The sequence below is a fragment of the Legionella sp. km772 genome (assembly GCF_003989735.1).
Taxonomy (GTDB): domain Bacteria; phylum Pseudomonadota; class Gammaproteobacteria; order Legionellales; family Legionellaceae; genus Legionella.
Map to the genome: position 1 here is coordinate 1 of NZ_RZGQ01000028.1, position 25,000 is coordinate 25,000.

The window sequence follows — 25,000 nt, forward strand, 5'->3', positions numbered from 1 at the left end:
TAAAAACTCATTTAAATCACTTTGCTATTAAGTACAAATTGATTCTTAGAGCGAACCAGATTGCTTGGCAGGAGCTTAAAAATATGGCAGCTTAAAATTGACCGTGCGTAACATGAGTTATCATGATAGTTTAACCGGCTTATCTAATCGAAAGCAATTAGAAATTTTTTTTGAGTTTGCTATTCCTAATGCGAAACGCCATAACACTCATATAGCCCTTTTATTTTTAGACTTAGATTCCTTTAAAGCTATAAATGATAAATATGGTCATGCTATTGGTGATTTATTATTAAAAGAAATCGGCTTACGGCTTAAATTTACTTTGCGTATTAATGACCTGCCGGTCCGCCTAGGGGGAGATGAATTTATAATCGCCCTGACCGAAATCAAAAATATAGAACAAGTTACTGAAGTCGCCAAACGAATACTCGAAGTGATTGCCAAGCCTATGTACCTTAAACAGCATGAGATTTTAATTACTGTCAGCATGGGCATAAGCATTTATCCTGAAGCAGGAGAAAATTTAAATACTCTTCTCGTGCAAGCAGATAAAGCCCTCTATGAGGCTAAATCAGAAGGCAAAAATACCTTCAAAATTAGCCAATGAGACGAGTGAATCTTTTTGATATCGCGGCCCCTGGCGGCTAATGCTACCAGCGACAGGGGCTTTCAGGAGGTCCGACTTTTAAAAAGGAACTTCTAAATGTTGATCCAATTGCTGAATTTGTTGCTTGAACAAATGTTGAATTTCGAGCAAACTCTTCTCATCACTTGCCTCAAAGCGTGCCACTAAACAAGGGGTGGTATTGGATGCACGTAATAAACCCCAGCCCTTAGCGAACTCCACGCGTAGCCCATCTATTCTAATTATTTTTGCTTTAGCAAAATGAGCTTGCTGACTGAAACGTTCCATAAACAGGAACTTTGCTTCATCACTAATATCAATTTTAATTTCAGGTGTGTTAACACTATTGGGAATAGATTTAAATTGCTCACTCAGTGTTAGCGAGGAATTACTTACGATTTCCAATAAACGACAAGCACTGTATAAGGCATCATCAAAACCATACCAACGATCTTTAAAAAACAAATGCCCGCTCATCTCACCCGCTAAAGCAGCGTTTTCTTGCCGCATTACGGCTTTTACAATGGAATGGCCGGTGGGACACATTTTAGCCACGCCTCCTTCAGCCTCAATCACCGCTTCTAAATGGCTAGAACATTTAACATCATACACAATAGTAGCACCTGGATTACGGCTTAATAATTCCCGCGCATACAACATCATTAAGCGATCAGGCCAAATCATCTCACCCTCTTCGGTAATAAGGCCTAATCGATCCGCATCACCATCAAAGGCTAAACCAAGATCAGCTTGATGGTCTGAGACTGCCTTTTTTAAATCAGTTAAATTTTCTTCTACGGTAGGATCTGGGTGATGGTTGGGGAAACGTCCATCAACCTCGCAATATAAAGGAATAACCTCGCAGCCCAGAGCAGCTATTACTTTAGGGACGATAGGTCCTGCAACACCATTGCCGCAATCTACCACTACTTTTAAAGGACGCTTTAACTGGATATCTTGAATAATACGTTGGGCATAAGAATCTAACACGTTAAGGTTACGCGCTTGCCCTCTTCCATGAACCCTCGTGCTTTGCTCTACTAGTTCATACAAATGATCAATATTTTCTTGGGTGAGGGTTTTGCCTGCTAAAACCATTTTTATACCATTATAATCAGCAGGATTATGGCTTCCTGTGATCATTAAACCACAATCAACTCCTTGGGTATGGGTCGCATAATACATAACCGGAGTGGCCACCTCGCCCAAATCAATGACCTCAATCCCGCTATCTAGAAGCCCTTGTTTTAAGGCTGTGGCTAAGCTAAGACTCGTTAACCGACCGTCACGAGCCACGTAAATTTGTTGGCGATCTAATTGTTGCAAATAACAAGCCAACCCCAAACCAATACTATAGAATGAATTCTCATCTAAATCTTGATCAATAATTCCTCGAATATCATAGGCTCGAAAAGCAGAGCGAGTAACTTGTTTTTGCTGATACATTATTAGTGCCTCCCAGAACTACCAAAACCACCCTCACCTCTATCGCTTTGAATAAATTCATCAACAACTTCAAAAGCTGCTTGGACAACAGGAAGAAAAACCAATTGAGCAATTCGTTCACCTGGGTTAACTATAAAGGGTTCCTGCCCCCTATTCCAACAAGAGATCTTTAATTCGCCTTGGTAATCAGAATCGATTAAACCAACTAAATTACCTAAAACAATACCATGTTTATGACCTAGGCCTGAACGCGGTAGAATAACAGCCGCAAGTTTAGGATCCGCAATATAAATAGATAAACCCGTAGGTAATAAGACGGTTTCTTGGGGAGCAATAGCCAGGGCATCATCAATACAAACCCGTAAGTCAAGACCGGCTGAACCCTCTGTTGCATAAGCAGGCAAAGGGATACTGTCCCCAATGCGTGGATCTAAAATTTTTAATTGAATAGCTTGTGTCATTTACTGAGCTCCTGGATAAAATACTGCTGCAGGTAATTTAGGCGTGGGCCAAACGGCTGCAAGATTAAGAACCAAATCTATAAGAGCCCTCATTTTTGCAAAAAGGAGGCTAGTATTGCAACAATTTGGCCAGCTAAACGTGTTTTGTGGCTTAATTTAAGTTCTATTTGTTCGCTCTTTGTAATAACTACTACTTGATTTTCAGTACATTCAAAACCTAAACCTTTACCGACTTGATTAGCTACAACCATATTTAATTTTTTTCGTTTTAACTTCTCTCGAGCATACTCGATAAGATTAGAGGTTTCTGCGGCAAAACCGACAACAAAGGACGCTTTTCCTGATTCGGCCACAGCCGTTAAAATATCTTTAGTCCGAGTCAATTTGAGATTCAGCTCTGCATGGGCTGTTTTTTTCATTTTATCTTGCGCAGGCGATGCTATTCGATAATCCGCAACCGCCGCAGCCCCAATAAAAATGCTTCCTGTATCTAGATGGCACATGACCTGCTCATACATTTCCTCTGCCGATTCTACCTTGATCAACTCGATACCAGCAGAAGCTTGTACTGAGCTTGGACCAGAAATTAATGTCACTTGTGCACCTGCCATTAAAGCTGCCTCTGCCATGGCATAACCCATTTTTCCTGAACTGTAATTACTTAAATAGCGAACAGGATCAATGGACTCTCGGGTTGGCCCTGCAGTAATCAACACTTTTTTGCCTGGCAATAAATGTTGTACCTCCATCAAGCGCAAGGCATTAATAATTTGCTCGGGTTCGCTTACACGACCAAAACCGTGTTCGCCACAAGCTTGCGAGCCTTCATTAGGCCCGACCAGCAAGACGCCGCGCTCTTGTAATAATTGACAATTAGCCTGGGTTGCAGGATGAGCCCACATACTTCGATTCATCGCAGGGCAAATCACAACCGGTATTTCAGCAACTAGATAAAGCGTCGAAAGAAGATCATCAGCAATACCCTGTGCCATTTTAGCCAGACAATTGGCAGAAGCTGGTGCAATGACAAAGTAATCAGCCCAACGGGCCAATTCAATATGTCCCATTGCGCGTTCTGCTTGAGTATCAAATAATTCCGTACGAACCTCATATCCCGATATGGCTTGGAGAGTAAGAGGCGTAATAAATTCTTGTGCCGAGTGGGTCATTGCTACCCGCACCTCAGCGCCTAAGCGTGTTAACTCCCTAACCAAGTACGCTGATTTATAAGCAGCAATACCACCAGAAATACCAAGAAGAATTTTTTTATTAAGAAAATCTTGCATGACTAATCATTTTTGATAAGAATACCCCTGATCAAAGCACAAACTTCGCAATAAAGGAATAAAAAAGGAATAAAACATGACCGTTGGCCCACCCACGCGGCATTTGCATTTGCGTGAAAAACTCTTAACTCAAGGCGCCCAGAATCTTTCTGATGCAGAGTTATTGGCTGTTTTTATCAGCTCAGGCTCTAGAAAAAATTCTTGTCTACAATTAGCAAACGCGTTGTTACATCATTTTGGTAATATTCGGGAAATATTTAATAGCTCATCCCAAGACTTTCAGCAAGTTCCTGGCCTTGGTCAGGTCCGTTATGCCCAATTGCAAGCTATTAAAGAGCTATGCCACCGTAGTGATTTTATTGATTTGCAAAAAGAAGTACAAATTAGCAATACCAAGCAAACTTATGCCTATTTAAAAAAACGCTTGCGTGACTACAAAAATGAAACCTTTGCCGCCTTATTTTTAGATAATCAACACCGCGTCATTGCTTATGAAGAGTTATTTTTTGGCACCATCAATTCAGCTACAATTCATACTCGCCCAATTGTAGAGCGCGTTCTTAAGCTTAATGCAGCAGCACTTATTCTTGCCCATAACCACCCTTCCGGTTTATCGGAAGCAAGTCATCAAGACTTAGTAGTGACCGAGCGAATTCGAGAAGCTTTAGACCTAATCGATACGCGTTTATTAGATCATATCGTTATTGGTGATAATGAGGTTTATTCAATTATCGCTGACCACAAATGGATAGCCAACTAAAAGGAATTATAATGTATAAATTATTTATTACCGATTTTATAAAAAATAAAATCATTCTTTTACTCAGTGTAGGTGCGGTACTAGCAGAACTCTTGCTGACCCAATCCATTCATACTAGTTTATTGCTCTTTTGTTTACCGTATAGCCTGTCTGTTCTTTTAAATTATTTGATGAATTATCGTCCATTAAAAAAGCCTTCCCCCCGGATAAGCGCCCAATTCAGACCGCAAAGGCTGACCAAGATTAAAATTACGCCAAAGTAAACCCCTTTCTGGCCCGATTTAAAATGGCAGTGAACCTATTATCTGAGTTGCAAAGCGGCTCGTAGTACTTATAGTCCAGTAGTCTTTTTGTTTTTATACACTACTGGGGCCGCAATCCACCTAATTTAGCATGCTTTGGAAGATGAGTTTAGTGAGCCTAGTTCCTTATTTAACTCATTAACCATTGTTTCATAATAAAACTTGCTGTTCATTAGGTATTGTAAATAAGCCCTTCGCTCAACAGCATCTCCATGTTGACTGCCGCTCGTACTAAGCTCAGCTAAATCGCTCTCAGTCTTTTCAAGCTTGGCTTGGGCGTTAGCAAGTTCCTCTTCAATACTTATTTTTGCGCGTAAGGATGGTGCTTTATGGAAACTGGGACTATACATAGTGTTTATCCTTAAAAATTCATCATGAACAAAAACAATCCTGAGTGTACCACAAAAAAACCAGTGGCCTAGTGGTTTCAATAAATGAATGCTCGTGAATTTCCCGAGCCTAGGCACGCTCCACATTAAAAGCCATTACTTCGGAGATGGACGATTTATTTAATGTTAGCGCTAATAAACGCTCTATTCCCAGGGCAACCCCACTACAAGAAGGTAAACCATGTGCTAAGGCTTGCAATAACCAAGGATCTGAGTCGACTGGGTCGAAGCCAAGTTTTTGCCGCTGTAGGCGATCTTGGACGAAACGCATCTCTTGCGCTGTGACATCAGTTAATTCATGAAAACCATTCGCTAATTCAATACCACGGTAATAAATTTCGAAACGTTCGGCAACCCCCTGATTAACCTGGGCTAAGGCTGCTTGCGAAGGTGGAAAATGATAGACTGCAACAGGTAAATCCTCTTGTGCTAAAAAAGGTTCAACCACGTGACTCATCAGCAAAAACAAATATTGATCTAAATCTGTCTCCTGAGGTGCTAAAACATTAGCTAAATGATGGCGCTCTAAAATCTTTTGTAATTCAAGCACACTAGTATTAAAAGGATCTACATCACAAGCCTCAATGAAGGCCTCTTGATAAGTTTTTCTGAGCATGGGTTGAGAATGCGCAATCGTTTGTAAAAAGAGATCCATTTCATCCATGAGTTGATGATGATTGATGTCTAATTGATACCATTCTAGTAAAGTAAACTCAGGGTTATGCCAGCGTCCTAACTCGTCATCCCGAAACACTTTGGCCAATTGAAAAATTGGTCCGCTGCCAGCCGCTAATAAGCGCTTCATATGATATTCAGGAGAAGTTTGGAGACAATAGGGTTTGTTTCTAAAATAAGCTTTTATATTAGATAAATAAGGGTCTGTTACCCCATAATGAGCCATTACCGGGGTATCTACTTCTAAATACTGGCGAGTAGTAAAAAAATGACGGATCTGAGTCAGCAGCTCCGCACGTTGGCGCAAGGTCTCGAGACTAGCTGCAGGCTGCCAATGAGTACCATCCATTAATAAAATATCCCTAACTCTAAGCGAGCCGCTTCAGTCATACGATCTTGGCTCCAAGGTGGTTCCCACACCAGTTCAACGGTGCAATCATTAACCCCTTCTACTTGGTTCACGGCTTGCTCGACAGTACCTGGAAAGGTTTGCGCCACAGGACAGCCCGGAGTAGTCAGGGTCATTTGGACATCAACATGCCCTTCTTGGTTGATGTCTACGTTATAAATTAACCCAAGATCATAAATATTCACCGGAATTTCGGGATCATAAACGCCTTTAAGCGCTAAAATGATGCGCTCAATGACTTGTTCTTTCTCTTCTTTTTTCTTAAATCCAAACATAATTAAGACTCTATTAACCTGTACTCGATTCCAAGCAAAGCTGTTATTGGGCCAAGTCTGGCCTACAAAACCGCACTATTCCGTTTTAACCGTGGTGGCCTCTCTATTTAAAGCAGCTTCTAGAGTATGCCAAGCCAAGGTCGCACATTTAACCCGTGCCGGGAAAGTTTTCACCCCTGCTAATACAGTTAATTTATCAACAGAAGGTAAGTCTGCTTCATCATCCTGGGTAAGCATATGGTGTACGCGCTGGAAAAGCTCATGCGCTTCTGCAATGGTCTTACCTTTCAGGGCATCGGTCATCAAAGACGCTGAGGCTTGCGAAATAGCACAACCACAACCAACAAAACTTAAATCGCTGATTAAACCTTGTTCTAATTTGGCATAAACTGTTAATTTATCACCGCATAAAGGGTTAAATCCGTTCGCCTGATTGGTCGCATCATCCATAGCATGATGATTGCGGGGGTTACGGTTATGGTCGATAATAATTTCTTGATATAACTCCCGTAATTCCATACTCATGCAAACACCTCATTTACTTTTTGTAACGCTTTAATACAACGATCAACTTCTTGGGTAGTATTATAAAAAGATAAAGACATTCTTGAAGTCGCAGCCACTCCATAGAAATCCATTAGCGGCATAGCGCAATGGTGCCCGCTGCGAATAGCAATGCCTTCAGCATCGATAATCGTACCAATATCATGGGAGTGAATTTTCTCATGAATAAAAGACAGCACTGGAACTTTATTCGCAGCCGTACCAATAATCTTAAATCCTGCTAAGTTGTTTAAAGCGTCTGTGGCGTAATCCAGCAAATAGCGCTCATAATTGGCTATAGCGTCTAAATCCAAAGAATGTAAATAATCAATCGCCGCACCCAAGCCAATAGCACCGGCAATATTAGGTGTGCCTGCTTCAAATTTTTGTGGAAGAGGAGCATATTCAGTTTGTGAGAAGGTGACATAATAAATCATCTCCCCGCCCCCTTGATAGGGGTACATTTGTTCGAGCAGCTCTTCTCTTCCCCACAATACACCGATACCGGTTGGACCATACATTTTATGGCCGGAAAAAGCATAAAAATCACAATTTAAGCCTTGCACATCCACGGGTAAATGCGCTGTAGCCTGGGCCCCATCTAATAAAACCTTTGCTCCTTGTGCATGAGCCAGTTCAATCATCTGCTCTACCGGATTAATAGTACCTAAGGCATTAGAAACATAACTTAAAGACACAAATTTGGTTTTAGTGCTTAATTTTTTTGCAAACTCATCTAATAATACTTCCCCACTTAAAGAAATAGGGGCTACTTGCAAGACAGCTCCCGTTTGCTCGCAAAGCATTTGCCAGGGCACGATATTCGAATGATGCTCCATGTAGGTAATTAAAATCTCATCACCAGGTTGGATAAAAGGTTTTAAATAACTCTGAGCTACTAAATTAATCGCCTCGGTAGTACCTCGAACAAAAATACACTCTTTTACTGAAGAAGCATTAATAAAGTGACGCACCTTAATACGCGCAGCCTCATAGGCTTCGGTGGCACGGACACTTAACGCATGAACACCGCGATGCACATTAGCATTGTCATGAGTATAGTAGTCCTTTATGGCCTGGATCACTGCCTGCGGTTTTTGAGTGGTAGCTGCATTATCAAAATACACTAAATCATGGCCATTCACTTGCTGATGGAGAATAGGAAAATCTTGGCGAATAGCATCAATATCCAATAAAGTTTGCATTATCTACCCTAACTGTTGTGTTAATAACTGGCTCATCCAATCGGCAAGTTCACGATTTGGTATAAGGCGTAGGTTATCTTCTGCAAAGGCATGAATTAAGTATTGAGAGGCTTCTACCTTATCGATTCCGCGACTCGCTAAATAAAATAACGCATCTTCATCCAATTGCCCAACGGTTGCGCCATGCGAACACACCACATCATCTGCAAAAATTTCTAATTGTGGTTTGGTATTAATTTCAGCATTAGTAGAGAGCAATAAATTTTTGTTTTGTTGCTGCGCATTGGTATGTTGCGCATCTTTAGCCACAATCACCTTCCCATTGAACACCCCGCGCGCGCGGCCTTTTAAAATACCTTTATAATCTTGTTCACTCGAACAATTCGGAACCAAATGATAAACACTAGTGTGATGATCAACATGCTGACCTTCTGTAGGCGCATAAATACCATTCATTAAGCAATGGGCATGTTCTTCTTGCAATTTAATACTCATATCACTACGCGCCAAAGCGGCACCTAGGTTTAGAGAGTGGGAAGCAAAATGGCTATGTGCTTCTTGTTTCACGGCAATATGCCCTAAGTGAAAGGCAGCTTTACTTTCTCTTTGAATTTTATAATGACTAATTTGGGCAGAAGCGCCAAGGAATAATTCAGTTACCGTAGTCGTAAAATAACTTGTCTCATCTTTACCCTGGTATTGTTCAACGATGGTGGCTTGGCTACCTTCTTCGGCAATGATTAAATGTCTTAAATGTACGGCGTGTTGGGCTTGATCTTGATAATGATTCAAGACTATAGGAGTATCAACACAGACTCCTTTGGGGATATAAATGACTACGCCACAATGGATTAGAGCGGTGTTTAAAGCATGAAAACCATGCTCTTGCTCAAGAATATGGGTTAAATAAGGCTTAATTAAATTCGCCTGCTCGGTTAAAGCGCGCGCTAAAGGCAGAATTAATAAACCTTTAGGAAGGGTAGCTAATAATTCTCTGTCTAAGGAAACCCGATCATTATGAATTAAGACTTGCTGTGCTAAGGGAAGATCCGACTGAAATTCACCCTGTGGTATCTGATATTCTACATAATTAAACGGCTGTTTTAATAAAGCATCGACAGAAGTGTATTTCCACTCCTCATGATGACGAGTAGGAAAACCCCGACGCTCCAAATTTTTTAGTGCCTGAGCCTGCAATGAGGCTAACCAAGGGATATCAGATAAAACGTTTTCTGCTTGTTGCTTATAAAAACTAACTATTTCACTCATGCCTGCTCCGCTTCTTCAAGCCAGCTGTATCCTTTCTTTTCTAATTCCAAAGCTAACGATTTATCACCTGACATAATAATTCGGCCATTAACTAAAACGTGAATGTAATCAGGTTCAATATAATCTAATAAACGTTGATAATGAGTTACTAATATAATAGCCCGCTCATTAGAGCGCATAGCATTGACGCCTTGTGAAATCACTCTTAAGGCATCAATATCTAAACCCGAATCCGTTTCATCAAGGATTGCTAATTTAGGTTCTAAAGCAGCCATTTGTAAAATTTCATTACGTTTTTTTTCACCGCCGGAAAACCCTTCATTAATGCTACGATATAAAAAACTTTCATCCATATCGAGTAATTGGCATTTTTCACGAATAAAACTTAAAAACTCAATTGCATCTAAGGTATTACGGCCTTGGCCTTTACGTACGGCGTTGACTGAGGCCTTAAGAAAATTAATATTGGTAACCCCGGGGATTTCTAAAGGGTATTGAAAAGATAAAAATACCCCAGCGCGCGCACGCTCTTCCGGTGCTAAAACTAATAAATCCTCCCCAAGGTAGCTTACCTCACCTGAAGTGACCTGGTAGGAGGGATGGCCAGCTAATACTTTAGATAAAGTACTTTTTCCGGAGCCATTGGGGCCCATAATGGCGTGTACTTCACCAGCATTAACATTGAGGTTAATACCATTTAATATAGATTGATTATTGATGGAAACATTCAGTTCATTTATTTTTAACATATCAGCCTACTGCCCCTTCTAAACTAATACCTAATAATTTGGTTGCCTCTACGGCAAATTCCATAGGTAGCTCTTTTAATACTTGTTTACAAAACCCATTCACAATCATGGACACTGCATCTTCAGTGTCAATCCCGCGTTGTTGACAATAAAACAATTGCTCCTCACTAATTTTGGAAGTCGTTGCTTCATGCTCGACTTGCGCGGTGGGATTTTTGACTTCGATATAAGGAAAAGTATGTGCAGAACATTGACTGCCCATTAACATTGAGTCACATTGAGTGTAGTTGCGTGCATTGGTCGCGGTTGGGGCAATGCGAACTAAACCCCGGTATGCATTATGAGCACGTCCAGCACTAATTCCTTTAGAAATAATAGTCGAACGGGTATTTTTCCCCAAATGAATCATTTTAGTGCCTGTATCAGCTTGCTGGCAATTATTCGTTAAGGCAACTGAATAAAACTCGCCCACCGAATCGTCTCCTTGGAGGATCACACTGGGGTATTTCCAAGTAATGGCCGAACCCGTTTCAATTTGGGTCCAAGAAATTTTAGAGCGCTTACCTCGGCAAGCCCCACGCTTGGTTACAAAATTATAAATTCCACCTTTACCGTCTTTATCGCCGGGATACCAATTTTGGACCGTAGAATATTTAATTTGGGCGTTATCTAAAGCAACTAATTCAACTACTGCCGCATGCAGTTGATTCTCATCCCGCATAGGTGCAGTACAACCTTCTAAATAAGAAACATAACTGTCTTCATCAGCTACAATTAAAGTACGCTCAAATTGACCAGTAGAGGCAGCGTTAATACGGAAATAGGTGGATAATTCCATAGGGCAACGTACGCCTTTAGGGATATAGACGAAAGAGCCATCACTAAAGACAGCTGAATTAAGGGCTGCATAAAAGTTATCACGGTAAGACACTACAGAGCCTAAATACTTCATTAATAAGTCAGGATATTGATGTACTGCCTCTGAGAAGGGACAGAAGATCACGCCTTTTTCTGCCAGTTTAGCTTTAAAGGTAGTCGCCACAGACACGCTATCAAACACCGCATCAACCGCAACCCCGGCAAGCATTTCTTGCTCTCGTAAAGGAATGCCTAATTTTTCATAGGTGCGCAATAATTCAGGATCGACTTCATCCAAACTTTTAGGCGCATCACTTTTCTTTTTGGGTGCTGAATAATAGGATATAGCCTGATAATCCACCGGAGGATAATGCACACTCGACCATTCAGGATGTGGCATGGTTTGCCAATGTCTAAATGCCTTTAAACGCCATTCTAAGAGGAACTCAGGTTCACCTTTTATCGCAGATAAGCGGCGGATAACATCCTCATCTAATCCCGGAGGAAAAGTATCTACTTCAATATCGGTAATAAACCCATGTTGGTATTCTCTATCAAGCAAAGAATTAATATGCTCACTGCTTTTAGCCACGATTCACTCCACTTGCTAATTGCCGAACTCGTTCTACATCCCTATTATGAAGAGTTGGTTTTGCTAATGCTTCTAAACTCACACTATCTAGGGCTGTCTCTATAGCCCGGCTAATTAAGCGCCAATTACCTTGAATAGCGCATACACCCTGTAACGAACAATCATTGGCTTCTAGACTACATTCCGTAATGCCACGATGCTCTTCCAAGGCGTAGATAATTTGTGATACTGATATTTCTGCGGCAGGACGTTGTAGTCTATATCCCCCAGTGACACCTCGCACCGAAGTCAACAAACCTGCACCAGTTAAGCGTTTTAAAATTTTGCTTACTGTTGGTACTGATAAATGGGTCTGTAAAGCGATATCACGTGCATTACATAACTCTTGTGGATGCTTGGCGAGATAAACCATTACCACCGTTCCATAATCAGCTAATTTGCTGATGCGCAGCATAACACCCCCAACAGGATTAATCTAGTACCAAATAAGTCTTAATTTAAGCTAATATAAATGGGAGAAAGCGCTATTTTTTTGAGAGATCATTCCCTTATAAATATAGCACTAAAAAGGTCCCATATAAAATAAAAGACGCATGATACCTTATTATACTTAATTGATGCAAATTATTCGTGGTGGTTTGAGAATGATAAGGGCTCGACCGGATTACTGTCTAAGGCACTGAAATCGATTTCTGCAACTAAGATAATTAGCTTAATACCTAAATGCTCCTTGGCAATCAGTCCATGAGCAAGTTTATATTAGATCACTTGCATAACTATAAAAAAGACATAAGAATAGATAATAAAAATTTGTCTCTAGGAGCTCGGATGACCCACGACAATGAATTGAACAACTTAATGCAAGCTATCGCTGAAAAAAGTTTACAAGTGATCAATGATTTAAAGGATAACCCAGAACACATTACTAGTATACTCAAGCAATTCATTGAGCTAACTGAGCATGTGCAAAATGTGTTAAATACTCTACTCAATAATCCTGAAAAAGCCTGGCAAATGCAGCTGTCGTATTGGGAACAAGCCATGAATTTAGCGCAGTCCCAATTTAGCCACTGGCTCGAAGGAAAATCATTACCGATGGACGATCGTCGCTTTAACAGTGATGAATGGCTTAACAATCCTTTTTTTAATTTAATGAGCCATCAATACCTTCTAGCAAGCGAACATATGAGTGAGTTGCTGGAGCAACTGGAGTATGAAGATCCCAGCGTTGCCAAACGCATACGTTTTTTCAGCAAGCAATATTTAGATGCCTTGTCCCCAGCCAATTTCTTACATACAAATCCACAAATAATGGCCGAAACGGTGCAAACTCATGGTAAAAATCTACTCCAAGGCCTACATAATTTACTTTCAGATCTCGAGAAAGGGAGCGCGCAGCTTAATATTAAAATGACGGATGCTAAAGCATTCAAAATTGGTGAGAATCTAGCCACCACTCCAGGCAAAGTCATCTTTCGTAATGAAATGATTGAATTAATTCAATATACACCTACCACGGCCCAAACTCGTGCAGTTCCTTTGCTTATCGTGCCACCTTGGATTAATAAATATTATATTTTAGATCTAAGCCCACACAATTCATTAATCGGCTGGTTAGTAAATCAAGGACTCACTGTTTTTGTCATCTCTTGGATCAATCCCGATGGAAGTTTTGCCGATAAAGGTTTATTTGATTATTTAGAAGAGGGGCCCAAACGAGCAATTCAGGTAATTAAAAAGCAGTTAACGGTTTCCCAAGTGAATACCCTCGGTTTTTGTATCGGTGGCACGCTTTTAGCTACTTTACTTGCCTATAACAAAGCCCAACAGGACAATTCTATCAAGAGTGCTACCTTTTTAGCGACCATGATGGATTTTAGTGATCCTGGGGATCTTGCCGTTTTTATTGATGAACAGCAAATTCAAAAAATAGAACAAGAAATGGCCAGTAAGGGCTACCTATCCGGAAAATACATGGCCTCTAGTTTTAATTCCTTACGCGCCAACGACTTAGTCTGGTCCTTTTTTATTAAGAATTATTTACAGGGGAAAAATCCAGCCCCCTTTGATATTTTATATTGGAATTCTGATTCAACCAATATGCCTGCCACCATGCATTCCCAATATCTACGCTGGATGTATTTGCAAAATGATTTAATTAAACCAGGTAAAATTCAGTTAAATAATACCCCAATAGACCTAAGCCAAATAAAAATCCCCACCTTTTTCCTTTCTACTGAAAAAGATCATATTGCTCCTTGGAAAACTACCTTTAATGGCTTCCAAATCATGAAGGGACCGAAACAATTTGTTTTAGGAGGTTCAGGACATATAGCAGGAATTATTAATCCACCCTCAGCCATGAAATACGGCTACCGCACCAATAGCAATAATCAATTAAACGCCGAGGATTGGTTTGCCAAATCAAAATCTCACCAGGGTTCCTGGTGGCCTGAATGGCTCAAATGGCTCAATAAATATTCTGGGGACTTAATTAATGCCCCTGAACTGGATCATTTAGTGTATTCACCTTTAATGGATGCTCCGGGAAGTTATGTACTAAGACAAAACTGCTAGGGAATTAGCCCACCATTCAGCCCTAAGAGTCAGCACACTCCCTCAGGCCTTAACCGCCTGACTCAAGCTGAACGGAATAACATCTCTATTACATCTCTAAAAGAAGAGCATTGTATGAATCAAGAACAAAAATTAGCAGCTAACTCCTTAAGTATTGGAGAATCTATTGTAATGGGGCTAGCGGGATCTGCTCCAGCATTTAGTCTTGCAGCAGCGACAACCTCTTTAGTAGGCGCAGTGGGAGTACTTGCTCCCGCCAGTGTACTGTATTGTGGCTTTATTATGTTCGGGATTACTTTAGCCTTCATCCATTTAAATAGAATAAAAGTTAATGCTGGTGCTGCTTATGCATGGGTTCGCGAAATATTTGGCGTCTCTATGGGCTTTTTTGCCGGTTGGGCCCTGTTAGTAGCCTCCGCACTGTTTATGGTAGCAGGCTCTATTCCTGCAGCAACTGCCACTCTTCTCCTCATCGCGCCTAGATGGGTTAACACCATGCCAGTAGTCACTACCGTGGCCGCATTATGGGTCAGCTTAATAGCGGTGGTTACCTGTAAAGGCATTAAACCGGCGAGCTACCTCCAATTTTTGATGACTGGGGTTGAAGTGCTGATTTTAATCGCCATTATTATCAGCGGTCTTTGGCAGTTACACACCCATTCCTTGCATGATTTTTCTTGGTCCTGGTTTAATCTGGGCAACTTTAGTTTTCGAACCTTTACTAATGGTGCCTTAGTGTCCATATTTTTATATTGGGGCTGGGATGTCACGCTTAATTTAAATGAAGAAACAAAAAAAGCGATGCATACCCCAGGTTGGGGCGCTTTTTGGTCGGTATTATTGATTATCGCTCTTTTGGTCAGTTTTGTGGTGACCGCCTTAGTGGTCTTAAGCGATGCCGAAATAATGAAGGCAGGAACTAACATCATTTTTGTCATTGCGGAGAAGCTTTTTCCCAAGCCCTGGTCTTATTTAGCAATTCTTTGTGTCATGTTAAGTACGATTGGTACCTTAGAAACCAGCATGCTGCAATTCACTAGAACCCTATTTGCCAAAGGCCGGGATGGGGTATTACACCCCCGTTATGCCCAATTACATTCAACAAGAAATACGCCTTGGGTAGCTACTTTAGTCATTTGGCTTTTCGGTCTACTACTTTTATTGTTCTCCTCTTTTTCCTTTACTGTTTACACCTTAATGAATGATTTCGTAAATGCAGTTAGTTTTCAAGTCGCTTTTTATTATAGCTTGACTGGCTTTGCCTGTGCCTGGCACTATCAAAAAACTTGGACTTTATTAAGTGAGCTGCTAATTTATGTGGTTTGGCCTATATTTAGCGCAATTTTTTTAGTGTTTATAGCCTTATACAGCATCCCTAGCTTCGATCTTCCCACTATCGTAATTGGAATAGGTGGCATTGTAATAGGATTTATTCCTTTTTTATTAGGTAAAAAGCGCAACCACCATTGAGGCTCGGGATTACTATCAAGCTTAAACGAGGATAATAGATTTTTACCTACCAGGATTGGAATTGTTCCATGGCTGCTTGATAGCCCAATTCGATTAAATCAGGCAGTTTAGAAAAATCGAGCATACTAAATTCGCTTAAATTAATATCTAAGGCATGATTGGCACTGGATAACTGGATTAATTCTTTTTCATCATTACATAAAGTAATAGTGCCAATGATAATTTCAGAAAGGCTAGGCACCTCTGCCATCCTTTTCAAAGAGTCGTTACCAAAACGAGAAAAATAACGTTTGAAACCAGAAACTATCCCATCAGGAATTTGCGCATGCACATTAGAAAAGGGGGAAACCCGCACGGCGATAATTTCACAAGGAGGTGCGAAATTGCGCATAATATCCACAGGGACATTATTAAAAATCCCGCCATCAACTAAAAGCTCATTGCGCTCATTAGAAATGGGCGGTACGACGCCTGGCAAAGATGCGCTAGCTCTTACGGCCTTATAAACAGGCCCTGTTTTTATTAATTCAACCTTGCGTAAAGTAAAATTACTAGCGACACAAAAAAAAGGACGCCAGAGATCTTCAATGTAGGTATCACCAAAGATACTCTTAAGCGCATAGAGCCACCCTCCCCCCCCTAATAAAGAGACAGAGGGAATGGTATAATCATTAAATTTCTTATTTTTAATAACATATCGGTCGATACTTTCTATCATCTCAGGAATAGTGAAATTCATAGCAATCCCAGCGGCAATAATACTCCCCATACTGGTACCGCCTACAAAATCTACTGGGATTTTTAATTCACATAAAGCTTTATAAACGCCAATATGCGCAAAAGATTTCGCACCGCCGCCGCCTAAAACCAGACCCACTCCACGACCCAAAATTAGACGGATTATCCGTTGTAAGTCCTCAGCATGGCCTTTTCTGAAATGCTGATATCCCTTAATTGGCCGTTCTTTTAACCATTCAATAGTCCCGATAGGGATACTTATTTTTTCATCATGTAATAAAAACAATTCAATGGGAGGCCGATAATTTTTTTCTAAGGAATAAAACAAATATTGTTCAATTCCCCCCAATTTGGGTGTATCCGCTGAATCGGCAAAAAGAAAAATTTTATCGGCTTGCCTTAAACACAGTCGTGTCCATTCCGTATTAATGTCATCTGCTTCATAAAGTACATAGGTGTATTTTTGTTCTTGTTCATTTAACCACTCAGTGATACGCGGATCGGTTAACTCAATTTTTAAGGAATTATTCGTTTTTAACTCTTTAAACTGGTTTTTAATAAGAGAACTGTTAACCAGCAGAGTAGGTGCCGATAAAGACAATTGCTCGGCTAATAAACGGATAAAGTCTTTATCGAGAGGATAGCGCCCTGCGGGCGCTATAGCCAAGGAGCGTAAGGTTTGTTGTCGCAGCGTATTGGGTTTTAATAGTCTTAAGATAGCTGTTCGCACAATAGGCATGACATGGGTTGAGTTTTTTTCTACAAAAATATCAAACTGCTCTTTAGATAGTTTCCATAAAAAGCTATCTCTAATCGCAATAACTGTAGCGGCTCGAGCTTGTTGCGTAAACAAAGACAACTCGCCAACCAGATCACCCCTTACCATTTCGCCAATAATTTGCTGATTATTTTGAATAATTTTTGTAACTAACAAACGCCCTGTTTGGACTATATAAAGGCTATCCCCCATTTCCCCTTCTTTTATTATTACCTCGCCACTTTGGATAAAACAGGGTTTAAACTGTTCCGATAATTCTTTAATACTCGTTTCAGGAAGAGATTGGAAATAAGGTATTGTTTTCAAAAAATTAATTAGCTCAGTTTTAGGAGCTTGCTTTAGTGATCTAAAACTCCACATAGTTCTACCTCATTCTCGTAGGAGAATCTTAGAATAGTTTTGATAGGGTGACTAAGTAATAATTATTAGCACAAGAAAAGCCCGTCTTTGTACTAAGTATAGGACAAGTTATATCAGGAAGAAAAACAAAAGACCATGAATTTATAGTAAATCATGGTCTAATCTTAGATTTTTTAGACAAAATCATTTTCCCTAGCGTACCTCTGTAGCGTGTTGAAGATGCTCTAAATGAACATAATCAATTTTACCTGAAGGTAACACAGGTATTGCGGCATGCGCATAAATGTGAGAAGGGATGAGAAGTTCTGAGTAACCATGTTCTTTTATTTTTTTAACAAATTCCGGGCGGTCTATCCGTTCGGCTTCCGAAAATAATAAAATTTGCTCACCCTTACGTGCACATTTTATAGTGATGGCTGCATGAAGCAGTTCTGGGTAAAGGGAGGCTGCGATACCTTCAACTAAGGTTAAAGAAACCATTTCTCCGGCAATTTTAGCAAACCGTTTTGCCCGACCTGCAATGCTGATAAAGCCTTCATTATTCATGGTTACAATATCACCCGTATCATGCCAATCGCCTGGGAGGGGAATTATTGATCCGGGAGATTGAGGATTCATATAACCTTTCATAATATTGGGTCCGCGCAAGAATAACCGTCCCCCTTCAGCGATCCCCTCAACCGGCTCAATCCGGCTAGTCATGAAAGGCAAAATCATCCCTACCGTACCTAAAGAAGACGCTAAAGGACAGTTTAAGGAAATAACGGGAGAGGCTTCCGTTGCACCATAGCCCTCATAAATTCTTACGCCAAAATGCTCAATCCAATATTTGATGGTATCGGGTTTAACTTTTTCCGCGCCAGCAAAAATATAACGAATACTAGAGAAGTCATGCGCATCTGCAGCACGCGCATATCCATTTAAAAAGGTATCTGTACCAAACATTATTGTTGCGCCTGTTTGATAAACCAAACCTGGAATTATTTTATAATGCAAAGGCGAGGGATAGAAAAAACAGCTAATCCCTGAAACTAAAGGAACCAGACTACCCGCCGTTAAGCCAAAACAATGGAAGATGGGTAAGGAATTAAAGAAGATATCGCGGGTGGAAAAATCAACACGCGACTTCATTTGGCAACAATTTGCCAATAAGTTGGCATGGCTTAAAACCACTCCTTTTGGCGTTCCTTCGGAACCCGAAGTAAATAAGACTAAGCCTGTCTGTTCTGAACTAACCGGCTCTCCTAATAAGCGATAAGTAAGCCCCGGAAAGCGCCCTTTTAATAAACCAGATAGCTTATTACCTAAATGAACCGATTTTCTAAATCCCTCTAAATAGCAGACCTTAATCCCCGCTCTAAGCAACTCTTCAATTAAAGACTCTAATTTGGCAGTGGCAATAAATTGTTGCGAGGTATAAATCGTTTTAATTTTAGCTAGAGCGCAAGCAGCAAGGATGTTATGCGAGCCCATGCTAAAATTAAGCATGGCAGGAATACGCCGATAAGCTTGTAAAGCAAAAAAAGTAATCATTCCCGCGGTGGTAGTAGGCATCATCACACCCACATAATCCCCGGGTTTGGTTTGTTTCTTAAATTGACGCCCCAAGATAAAGCAACGTGCCAGAAATTGCCGATAACTTATTGGAGTGCGATTTACATCTTCAATTTTAGTTTTATTTTTAATCCCAATTTCGGCTCCTTCAACAAGTGCTGAAAATAAAGAATGCTCCTTAAAACTATTGGCAAAACTTAAGTCACTAATCAAGCGGAATAAACGCCTACTAACGGCATGTCTATTCACCGGGCCTGCTTCAGATTGAATGAATAATTGTGAAGGTAAAATATGTAAATTAATTTTAGGGAATAAACGGATAGTGTTTTTACTCTTACTAATAGAGAAAATACTATGCTCAGCCCCCTCGATACGGACCGGAATTACGGGAGCACCGGATTTCTGAATGATAAAACCGGGGCCATCATAAACTTTTAAGCTATTTTCCTCTTGATTTAGCGACTGCTGGGGAAAAATAACACAACGTTTTCCTGAGCGAATGGCCTTTATAAGTGCTTTAGTAGTAAAAGGATGAGCCGGATCAATGGGTAAGACATCAGCAAATAATAATAAAGTTTTAACCCATATTTTTTTGAATAAGCGCGGATGTAAAGCAAGCGTTAGGCGCTCTGGTAAAAAAACCGATAATAAAAGTACATCGATAATGGACGTTCTATTCGCTATAATTACCGAATTAGATGTGGCTTGGTATTCACCCTTTACCTCGACATTAAACCACCAGGTCAACAAGGTTTTGATGCAATGGCGCATTCTCTCTCGTTGTTTTTCTTTCCATTCCTTGTAACTCATCTCTTTCTCAATAATGCAAAAGGCATCGGTTATACCTAATCGAAATTTATATTGCAAGACTACCTAAATAAATCCAATACCCAGCGCCAGGTGAGGAATAAGAGTTAACAGTTTATTTATCCTAAACTAATAAGCAAGCCAATAAGACTAAAAAAAAAGCAAATACCCTTAGATAGCTTGCCAGATGTTACACCCTGTAATAAAGTGTCGCTCATCGTTAATAAGAGTTTTTTCCTATTAAAACAATTTGCTCTATTTTGGCGCTGCTGGCCTTTCTTATATGCGCCTTTACCTTTCAAAAATATTCTTTAGAGATTATCGATTGGATTGATGATCTCGGTTGGCTTGCACCGGTATTATTTATTATTGTCTATAGCTTGGCCACTATTCTTTTCCTCCCCACGATGTTAATGACCTTAGCGGGTGGGGCAATTTTTGGCCCGATTATAGGGGTCATCCTCAATTTAATAGGGGCAAGCTTGGGCGCTGCATTTTCTTTTTTAATCACACGTTATTTGGTGTACGATTGGTTTAATAAAAAACGAGGCCTACGGCTGAATAAACTAATCACCGGCGTTGAGAGAAAAGGCTGGATGTTTATCGCTTTTTTACGTTTATTTCCTATTGTCCCTTTTAATCTAGTTAACTATGGTTTAGGCCTCACCGCCATTCCTTTCCGTACTTATTTAATCAGCACCGCTTTATTTCTTATCCCAGCTGAAATTATTTATACCTATTTTGGCTATGCAGGACGACATGTTTTAGCGAATCCTGGACAATTTTATAAAAGTGGCGGGGTCTTTCTTTTAGCTCTAGCGCTGTTGTTTTTAGCAATGATTACGCTAATAAAACGCAGGGAGCGTACTCAACTCTTTAAAAATAATATGCAAACAGAGTGAGTTAATTTAGCTGATTATGCAACATGGTCTGTTCTTCCTCTTTTAATACAGCAATTAAGCGGGAAACAGTCGGATGATTTGGCAGAAACTCGTGTTGATCAATTGCAGCAACGTAATGAATACCTTGTAAGGCGTTAGTCAGAAAAACCGCTTCAGACTGTTTGATTAGTTCTCTCGTGATGGAGACCTCCGCATAAGCAAGATTTAAATGACGGCAATGATTTAAAATCCGCGAACGGGTGATTCCCGGCAGAACTCCCTCTGTTTGCGCAGGCGTTAGCAGGCGTCCTTCCTGGAGAAAAAAGATATTGGCACAACTAGCTTCGGTTACGCAATGCTGGGTATTAAAGAATAATGCATCATCTGCACCTTCTTGCATGGCTTGGCGTCGAGCAAGAATTGCTTCTAGGTAATTAATTGTTTTTAATTGATAGAGGGGATTATTCGCATCCCGTAACCATGAAGCAGTTTTTAAACGTACTGGTTTAAATAGAGTTTGAAAGGAAAAAGCATGCAGTAAAAGCTGGCTGTTTTGCCCCTCGCTAATTAATCCACGCGAAGCCTCACCCCCGGTCCAAATGGCTTTAATTCCACCGTCCAGCAAGCGCTCCTGTTGGATTTTCGCTAATAACGAATGTCGCCAAGCTTCTAAAGAAAGAGTAAACGAAAATCCCAAAGCCTGAGCCGAATTCCTAAGGCGCTGCCAATGTAACTCGGCGAAACAAGGCTTGGACTTAAGCACTTTGATGGTTTCAAATAAGCCCTCTCCTAAAAATAGACGCTCATTGGGCGCTAATTTAAACCCTTCTTGCTCAGGTTGCATTTAGTAATCGACAAAGTCATCAAGTTCATCTTGTAAACGTTTTTCCTCTAAAATATTTTCCAAACGCCTACGTGCATCTAAATTATTACCTCCCTCCACTCCTTCTGTCTCCACTTCAATATCCTCGAATTCCTCTTCAGTGGCTAATACTTCTGTTTCGTCATCTTCAAATAAATCACTCATATCATTTCTCTAAAAAATCAATCCATAATGCCCATAATTTCTTCTTCAGGAGCTAGAAACCACCATGAAAATAAAAAAAGGTTTTGTTCCAAGCTCTTCCAATAAAAATATTTTTTTAAAGCCGGCTATATACCTTATTTTTCTTTTTTTGACTAGTATTTTAAGCGAGAAAATATAAACTCTTAAGTTAACTCTATTTATTTAAAGCTTTGCGCTTTATAATTAAAAGCTCAATAATTTAAAGAAAAATTTCTACAGATATTATGACTGATCAATATAAAGCGGCACTAAGAACTACCCTAAAACAAGTACGCGCCAATACATCAGCCCAATTTCGTGCTAAAGCTTCCCTACAAGTCTGCAATAGAATAAGAGCCTTAGAACCCTACAGGAAAGCCAAGCATGTAGCCCTATATTTCGCTATAAATGGCGAAGTCGATTTAACTCCTATATGGAAAACAGCCCCCTTGCATGGTAAATTTTGTTATTTTCCTATCGTTAACGAGGATTTCACCCTCACCTTTCTACCAGCAACACCGGCGACTAGTTTTAAAACCAATCGTTTTGGGATTTTAGAGCCAGAAGTTAGCATCGAGCATGCAAAATCACCCGAAGAATTAGATTTAATTATTATGCCAATGGTTGGTTTTGATATTCACTGTTTGCGTATAGGAATGGGATCCGGCTGTTATGATCGAACCTTAGCTAATAAAAATAATGGCATTCTTTTCGGGGTAGCTTACCAGTTTCAACGACTCGATTTTATCAACGCAAAACCTTGGGACATTCCCCTGAATGCAGTGATTACTGAAAAAGCGATTTATTGGCGCTACCCAGCTAAATAATAGCTCTTTTTACAGTGAGCAGAGGCCTTAGTTCTTCAAATAGCATCTTCGCCAACTTCACCGGTTCTGACTCGTACTACTTGTTGCAGCTCATAAACAAAAATTTTTCCATCACCAATTTTACCCGTATAGGCTGATTTACAAATGGCATCAATGGCAGCATCGACCATATCATCAGCCAAGGCTAACTCAATTTTTATTTTGGGCAAAAAATCCACTACATATTCAGCCCCGCGATACAATTCAGTATGCCCTTTTTGCCTACCAAAACCACGAGTTTCAGAGATTGTGATACCAGGTACCCCAATATCCATTAGAGCCTCATGAACATCATCTAGTTTAAACGGTTTAATTATTGCACAAATCATTTTCATAGTTTAGCCATGTTTTAATTAAATAAATTACTGTCTTAAGGGGTATAGTACTAGTCTTCCAGTTTTGCTAGACTGCAAATAAAAATGAAATGGAGCACTTATGTTCGACCCAAAACAATTTGATGAGATAGCAAGTAAGCTCTTTGCTGCCCTTCCTACCAGTTTACAAAATTTTGAAAACGAGATTCAACAAAAATTTAAAGAGGTATTACAAGCAACCTTTGCGCGCCTAGACCTTATCACCCGCGAAGAATTCGATATTCAATGCAAAGTGTTAGCGCGAACTCGCGAAAAATTAGAAAAACTAGAAATGCAAGTAGAAGAATTAGCAAAACAAAAAAAAGCAAAACCCAAAAAAGAAACTGATAAATAAAGTCCATTATTTAGTACTCACTATTGGAAAAAGGAGTACTAAATAAGTCCAACCCAAGGAATAATAATGAATCTCGCATTTACTAAAACGCGAAGTACTCTAGGTATTTCAGCTCAACCCGTTTCAGTGGAAGTACACCTCTCTAATGGCCTACCTGGTTTCGCCATTGTCGGTTTAGCGGAAACCGCCGTTAAAGAAAGTAAAGATAGAGTGCGCAGCGCTATTATCAATAGTCAATTTGAATTTCCCTGTCGTAAAATCACGGTTAATTTGGGGCCAGCTGATCTACCTAAAACAGGAAGCGGTTTTGATTTGCCTATTGCCTTAGGGATCTTAGCAGCTTCTGGGCAGATTCCCCCCCATAAACTGCAAAATCATGAGTTTATCGGCGAGTTGGCCTTAAGTGGGGAATTAAGGGGTATTTCTGCTATTATTCCTGCGGTTCTTGCCGCCTATAAAGAAGAACACACCTTAATTATTGCAGATGCAAATGCCCATGAAGCGTCGTTAGCAGGTCAGCGAGATGTTTTAACAGCATCGAATTTACGCGAAGTTTGCCATTATTTATGCCAAAACTCGCCTTTAAAAAATCTCCCCCCAAAACCTGAAGGTCATTTAATGGAGCCCATGCTAGATTGGTCTGAGATCAAAGGTCAGTATCATGCGAAAAAGGCCATGGTGATCGCAGCTTGTGGAAATCATAGTGTTTTACTAAGTGGGGCACCGGGTAGCGGAAAAACTATGCTGGCCAAACGATTTAGTAGCATTTTACCAGAATTATCAGAGACGCAAGCTTTAGAATGTGCGGCAATTAATTCAATCCGCGGTAAAGCCATTGATTTTAACCAATGGCGCTCTCCTCCTTTTCGCGCCCCTCATCACACAGCCTCGCAAGTAGCTTTAGTGGGCGGCGGAAATCCACCTAAGCCAGGTGAAATTTCTCTTGCTCATCATGGCGTATTATTTTTAGATGAACTACCGGAATTTAGCCGTCATGTCCTTGAAACATTAAGAGAACCCTTGGAGTCAGGCCATGTCTCTATAGCAAGGGCCTCGGCTCACATTGAATTTCCTGCCCAGTTTCAATTGCTGGCTGCAATGAACCCCTGTCCTTGTGGCCAATGGGGCAATCCTCAAGCTAATTGCGTCTGTAGCCCGGAACGAATTAATCGGTATCTAAGTAAATTATCAGCTCCTTTGCTGGATAGAATTGACATCCATCTTTCTATCCAAGCCCTATCCCAAGAGGAGTTATTAACTCATGTTACGCACGGTCAATTTTAAGCTGCCATATTTTTAAGCTCCTGCCAAGCAATCTGGTTCGCTCTAAGAATCAATTTGTACTTAATAGCAAAGTGATTTAAATGAGTTT

25 protein-coding genes and 1 pseudogene are annotated in these 25,000 nt (G+C 40.3%); 9 read left to right on the forward strand and 17 right to left on the reverse strand.

All coding sequences use genetic code 11. The annotated features are described in order from the left end of the window. Positions 1-112 precede the first annotated feature (112 nt). A complete protein-coding gene (locus ELY15_RS05110) occupies positions 113-607 on the forward strand; it encodes a GGDEF domain-containing protein (RefSeq protein WP_233586518.1) in 495 nt (164 codons plus the stop codon). A gap of 78 nt (positions 608-685) precedes the next feature. Here the strand turns inward: ELY15_RS05110 and ELY15_RS05115 are convergent, their stop codons facing one another. From ELY15_RS05115 to coaBC, 3 genes are all read right to left on the reverse strand, one after another. Next, positions 686-2,074, reverse strand: a complete 1,389-nt coding sequence (locus ELY15_RS05115) for a phosphomannomutase/phosphoglucomutase (protein ID WP_127098581.1) — start codon at positions 2,072-2,074, stop codon at positions 686-688. Then, complete coding sequence (dut, locus tag ELY15_RS05120; protein ID WP_127098582.1) at positions 2,074-2,532, reverse strand: dUTP diphosphatase; 459 nt, start codon at positions 2,530-2,532, stop codon at positions 2,074-2,076. Before dut ends, ELY15_RS05115 begins: the two co-directional genes overlap by 1 nt. A gap of 89 nt (positions 2,533-2,621) precedes the next feature. Further along, positions 2,622-3,818, reverse strand: a complete 1,197-nt coding sequence (coaBC, locus tag ELY15_RS05125; RefSeq protein ID WP_127098583.1) for a bifunctional phosphopantothenoylcysteine decarboxylase/phosphopantothenate--cysteine ligase CoaBC — start codon at positions 3,816-3,818, stop codon at positions 2,622-2,624. A 76-nt stretch (positions 3,819-3,894) separates the two neighbouring features. Here coaBC and radC point away from each other — a divergent pair, with 76 nt between their 5' ends. Continuing rightward, positions 3,895-4,578 carry a DNA repair protein RadC gene (radC, locus tag ELY15_RS05130; RefSeq protein WP_127098584.1) on the forward strand — a complete coding sequence of 228 codons (684 nt, stop codon included), beginning with the start codon at positions 3,895-3,897 and terminating at the stop codon, positions 4,576-4,578. A gap of 11 nt (positions 4,579-4,589) precedes the next feature. Next, positions 4,590-4,841: a hypothetical protein gene (locus tag ELY15_RS05135; RefSeq protein ID WP_127098585.1), complete on the forward strand. Its 252-nt coding sequence runs from the start codon at positions 4,590-4,592 to the stop codon at positions 4,839-4,841. Between the two features lie 125 nt (positions 4,842-4,966). Here the strand turns inward: ELY15_RS05135 and ELY15_RS05140 are convergent, their stop codons facing one another. The 9 genes from ELY15_RS05140 to ELY15_RS05180 all read right to left on the reverse strand — a co-directional run bounded on the left by ELY15_RS05140 (position 4,967) and on the right by ELY15_RS05180 (position 12,298). After that, complete coding sequence (locus ELY15_RS05140) at positions 4,967-5,230, reverse strand: hypothetical protein (RefSeq protein WP_127098586.1); 264 nt, start codon at positions 5,228-5,230, stop codon at positions 4,967-4,969. Positions 5,231-5,339: 109 nt separating this feature from the next. Beyond that, on the reverse strand, positions 5,340-6,293 hold the full coding sequence (epmA, locus tag ELY15_RS05145) for an elongation factor P--(R)-beta-lysine ligase (RefSeq protein ID WP_127098587.1): 954 nt from the start codon (positions 6,291-6,293) through the stop codon (positions 5,340-5,342). Further along, positions 6,293-6,628 carry an SUF system Fe-S cluster assembly protein gene (locus ELY15_RS05150; RefSeq protein WP_127098588.1) on the reverse strand — a complete coding sequence of 112 codons (336 nt, stop codon included), beginning with the start codon at positions 6,626-6,628 and terminating at the stop codon, positions 6,293-6,295. Before ELY15_RS05150 ends, epmA begins: the two co-directional genes overlap by 1 nt. A gap of 75 nt (positions 6,629-6,703) precedes the next feature. Continuing rightward, positions 6,704-7,153 (reverse strand): Fe-S cluster assembly sulfur transfer protein SufU, encoded by a 450-nt coding sequence (gene sufU, locus ELY15_RS05155; RefSeq protein WP_127098589.1) that lies wholly within the window; start codon positions 7,151-7,153, stop codon positions 6,704-6,706. Beyond that, a complete protein-coding gene (locus ELY15_RS05160; protein WP_127098590.1) occupies positions 7,150-8,376 on the reverse strand; it encodes a cysteine desulfurase in 1,227 nt (408 codons plus the stop codon). The genes sufU and ELY15_RS05160 overlap by 4 nt, the downstream gene beginning before the upstream one ends. 3 nt (positions 8,377-8,379) lie before the next feature. Then, positions 8,380-9,645, reverse strand: coding sequence for a Fe-S cluster assembly protein SufD (gene sufD / locus ELY15_RS05165; RefSeq protein ID WP_127098591.1), 1,266 nt, complete (start codon positions 9,643-9,645; stop codon positions 8,380-8,382). Continuing rightward, positions 9,642-10,394: a Fe-S cluster assembly ATPase SufC gene (sufC, locus tag ELY15_RS05170; RefSeq protein WP_127098592.1), complete on the reverse strand. Its 753-nt coding sequence runs from the start codon at positions 10,392-10,394 to the stop codon at positions 9,642-9,644. Before sufC ends, sufD begins: the two co-directional genes overlap by 4 nt. Before the next feature lies 1 nt (position 10,395). Next, positions 10,396-11,844 carry a Fe-S cluster assembly protein SufB gene (gene sufB, locus ELY15_RS05175; RefSeq protein ID WP_127098593.1) on the reverse strand — a complete coding sequence of 483 codons (1,449 nt, stop codon included), beginning with the start codon at positions 11,842-11,844 and terminating at the stop codon, positions 10,396-10,398. Further along, the gene (locus ELY15_RS05180; RefSeq protein WP_127098594.1) at positions 11,837-12,298 is read right to left on the reverse strand and encodes an SUF system Fe-S cluster assembly regulator; all 462 of its coding nucleotides are present in this window, start codon (positions 12,296-12,298) and stop codon (positions 11,837-11,839) included. Before ELY15_RS05180 ends, sufB begins: the two co-directional genes overlap by 8 nt. 374 nt (positions 12,299-12,672) lie before the next feature. Here ELY15_RS05180 and ELY15_RS05185 point away from each other — a divergent pair, with 374 nt between their 5' ends. After that, entirely contained in the window at positions 12,673-14,421 is a 1,749-nt protein-coding gene (locus tag ELY15_RS05185) for an alpha/beta hydrolase (RefSeq protein WP_127098595.1), read from the forward strand. A gap of 114 nt (positions 14,422-14,535) precedes the next feature. Beyond that, positions 14,536-15,891 (forward strand): APC family permease, encoded by a 1,356-nt coding sequence (locus ELY15_RS05190; protein ID WP_127098596.1) that lies wholly within the window; start codon positions 14,536-14,538, stop codon positions 15,889-15,891. 46 nt (positions 15,892-15,937) lie between these two features. On the opposite strand, the gene ELY15_RS05195 is transcribed toward ELY15_RS05190, so the two are convergent. Continuing rightward, positions 15,938-17,767 carry a patatin-like phospholipase family protein gene (locus tag ELY15_RS05195; protein WP_127098597.1) on the reverse strand — a complete coding sequence of 610 codons (1,830 nt, stop codon included), beginning with the start codon at positions 17,765-17,767 and terminating at the stop codon, positions 15,938-15,940. Between the two features lie 192 nt (positions 17,768-17,959). Continuing rightward, positions 17,960-20,131 carry an AMP-binding protein gene (locus ELY15_RS05200; protein WP_127098598.1) on the reverse strand — a complete coding sequence of 724 codons (2,172 nt, stop codon included), beginning with the start codon at positions 20,129-20,131 and terminating at the stop codon, positions 17,960-17,962. A gap of 257 nt (positions 20,132-20,388) precedes the next feature. Between ELY15_RS05200 and ELY15_RS05205 the strand changes: the two genes are divergently transcribed. After that, a complete protein-coding gene (locus ELY15_RS05205) occupies positions 20,389-21,030 on the forward strand; it encodes a TVP38/TMEM64 family protein (protein ID WP_233586519.1) in 642 nt (213 codons plus the stop codon). Between the two features lies 1 nt (position 21,031). Here the strand turns inward: ELY15_RS05205 and ELY15_RS05210 are convergent, their stop codons facing one another. Both ELY15_RS05210 and ELY15_RS05215 read right to left on the reverse strand, forming a co-directional pair. Beyond that, positions 21,032-21,853 (reverse strand): aminotransferase class IV, encoded by an 822-nt coding sequence (locus tag ELY15_RS05210; RefSeq protein WP_127098600.1) that lies wholly within the window; start codon positions 21,851-21,853, stop codon positions 21,032-21,034. After that, positions 21,854-22,036 (reverse strand): PA3496 family putative envelope integrity protein, encoded by a 183-nt coding sequence (locus ELY15_RS05215; RefSeq protein ID WP_127098601.1) that lies wholly within the window; start codon positions 22,034-22,036, stop codon positions 21,854-21,856. 263 nt (positions 22,037-22,299) lie between these two features. Here ELY15_RS05215 and ELY15_RS05220 point away from each other — a divergent pair, with 263 nt between their 5' ends. Beyond that, complete coding sequence (locus tag ELY15_RS05220) at positions 22,300-22,881, forward strand: 5-formyltetrahydrofolate cyclo-ligase (protein ID WP_127098602.1); 582 nt, start codon at positions 22,300-22,302, stop codon at positions 22,879-22,881. Between the two features lie 35 nt (positions 22,882-22,916). Here the strand turns inward: ELY15_RS05220 and ELY15_RS05225 are convergent, their stop codons facing one another. Continuing rightward, a complete protein-coding gene (locus ELY15_RS05225) occupies positions 22,917-23,255 on the reverse strand; it encodes a P-II family nitrogen regulator (RefSeq protein ID WP_127098603.1) in 339 nt (112 codons plus the stop codon). Between the two features lie 100 nt (positions 23,256-23,355). Between ELY15_RS05225 and ELY15_RS05230 the strand changes: the two genes are divergently transcribed. Continuing rightward, positions 23,356-23,628: an accessory factor UbiK family protein gene (locus ELY15_RS05230; protein ID WP_127098604.1), complete on the forward strand. Its 273-nt coding sequence runs from the start codon at positions 23,356-23,358 to the stop codon at positions 23,626-23,628. A 66-nt stretch (positions 23,629-23,694) separates the two neighbouring features. Continuing rightward, positions 23,695-24,900, forward strand: a pseudogene (locus ELY15_RS05235) (YifB family Mg chelatase-like AAA ATPase); the annotation flags it as partial. Positions 24,901-25,000 lie beyond the last annotated feature (100 nt).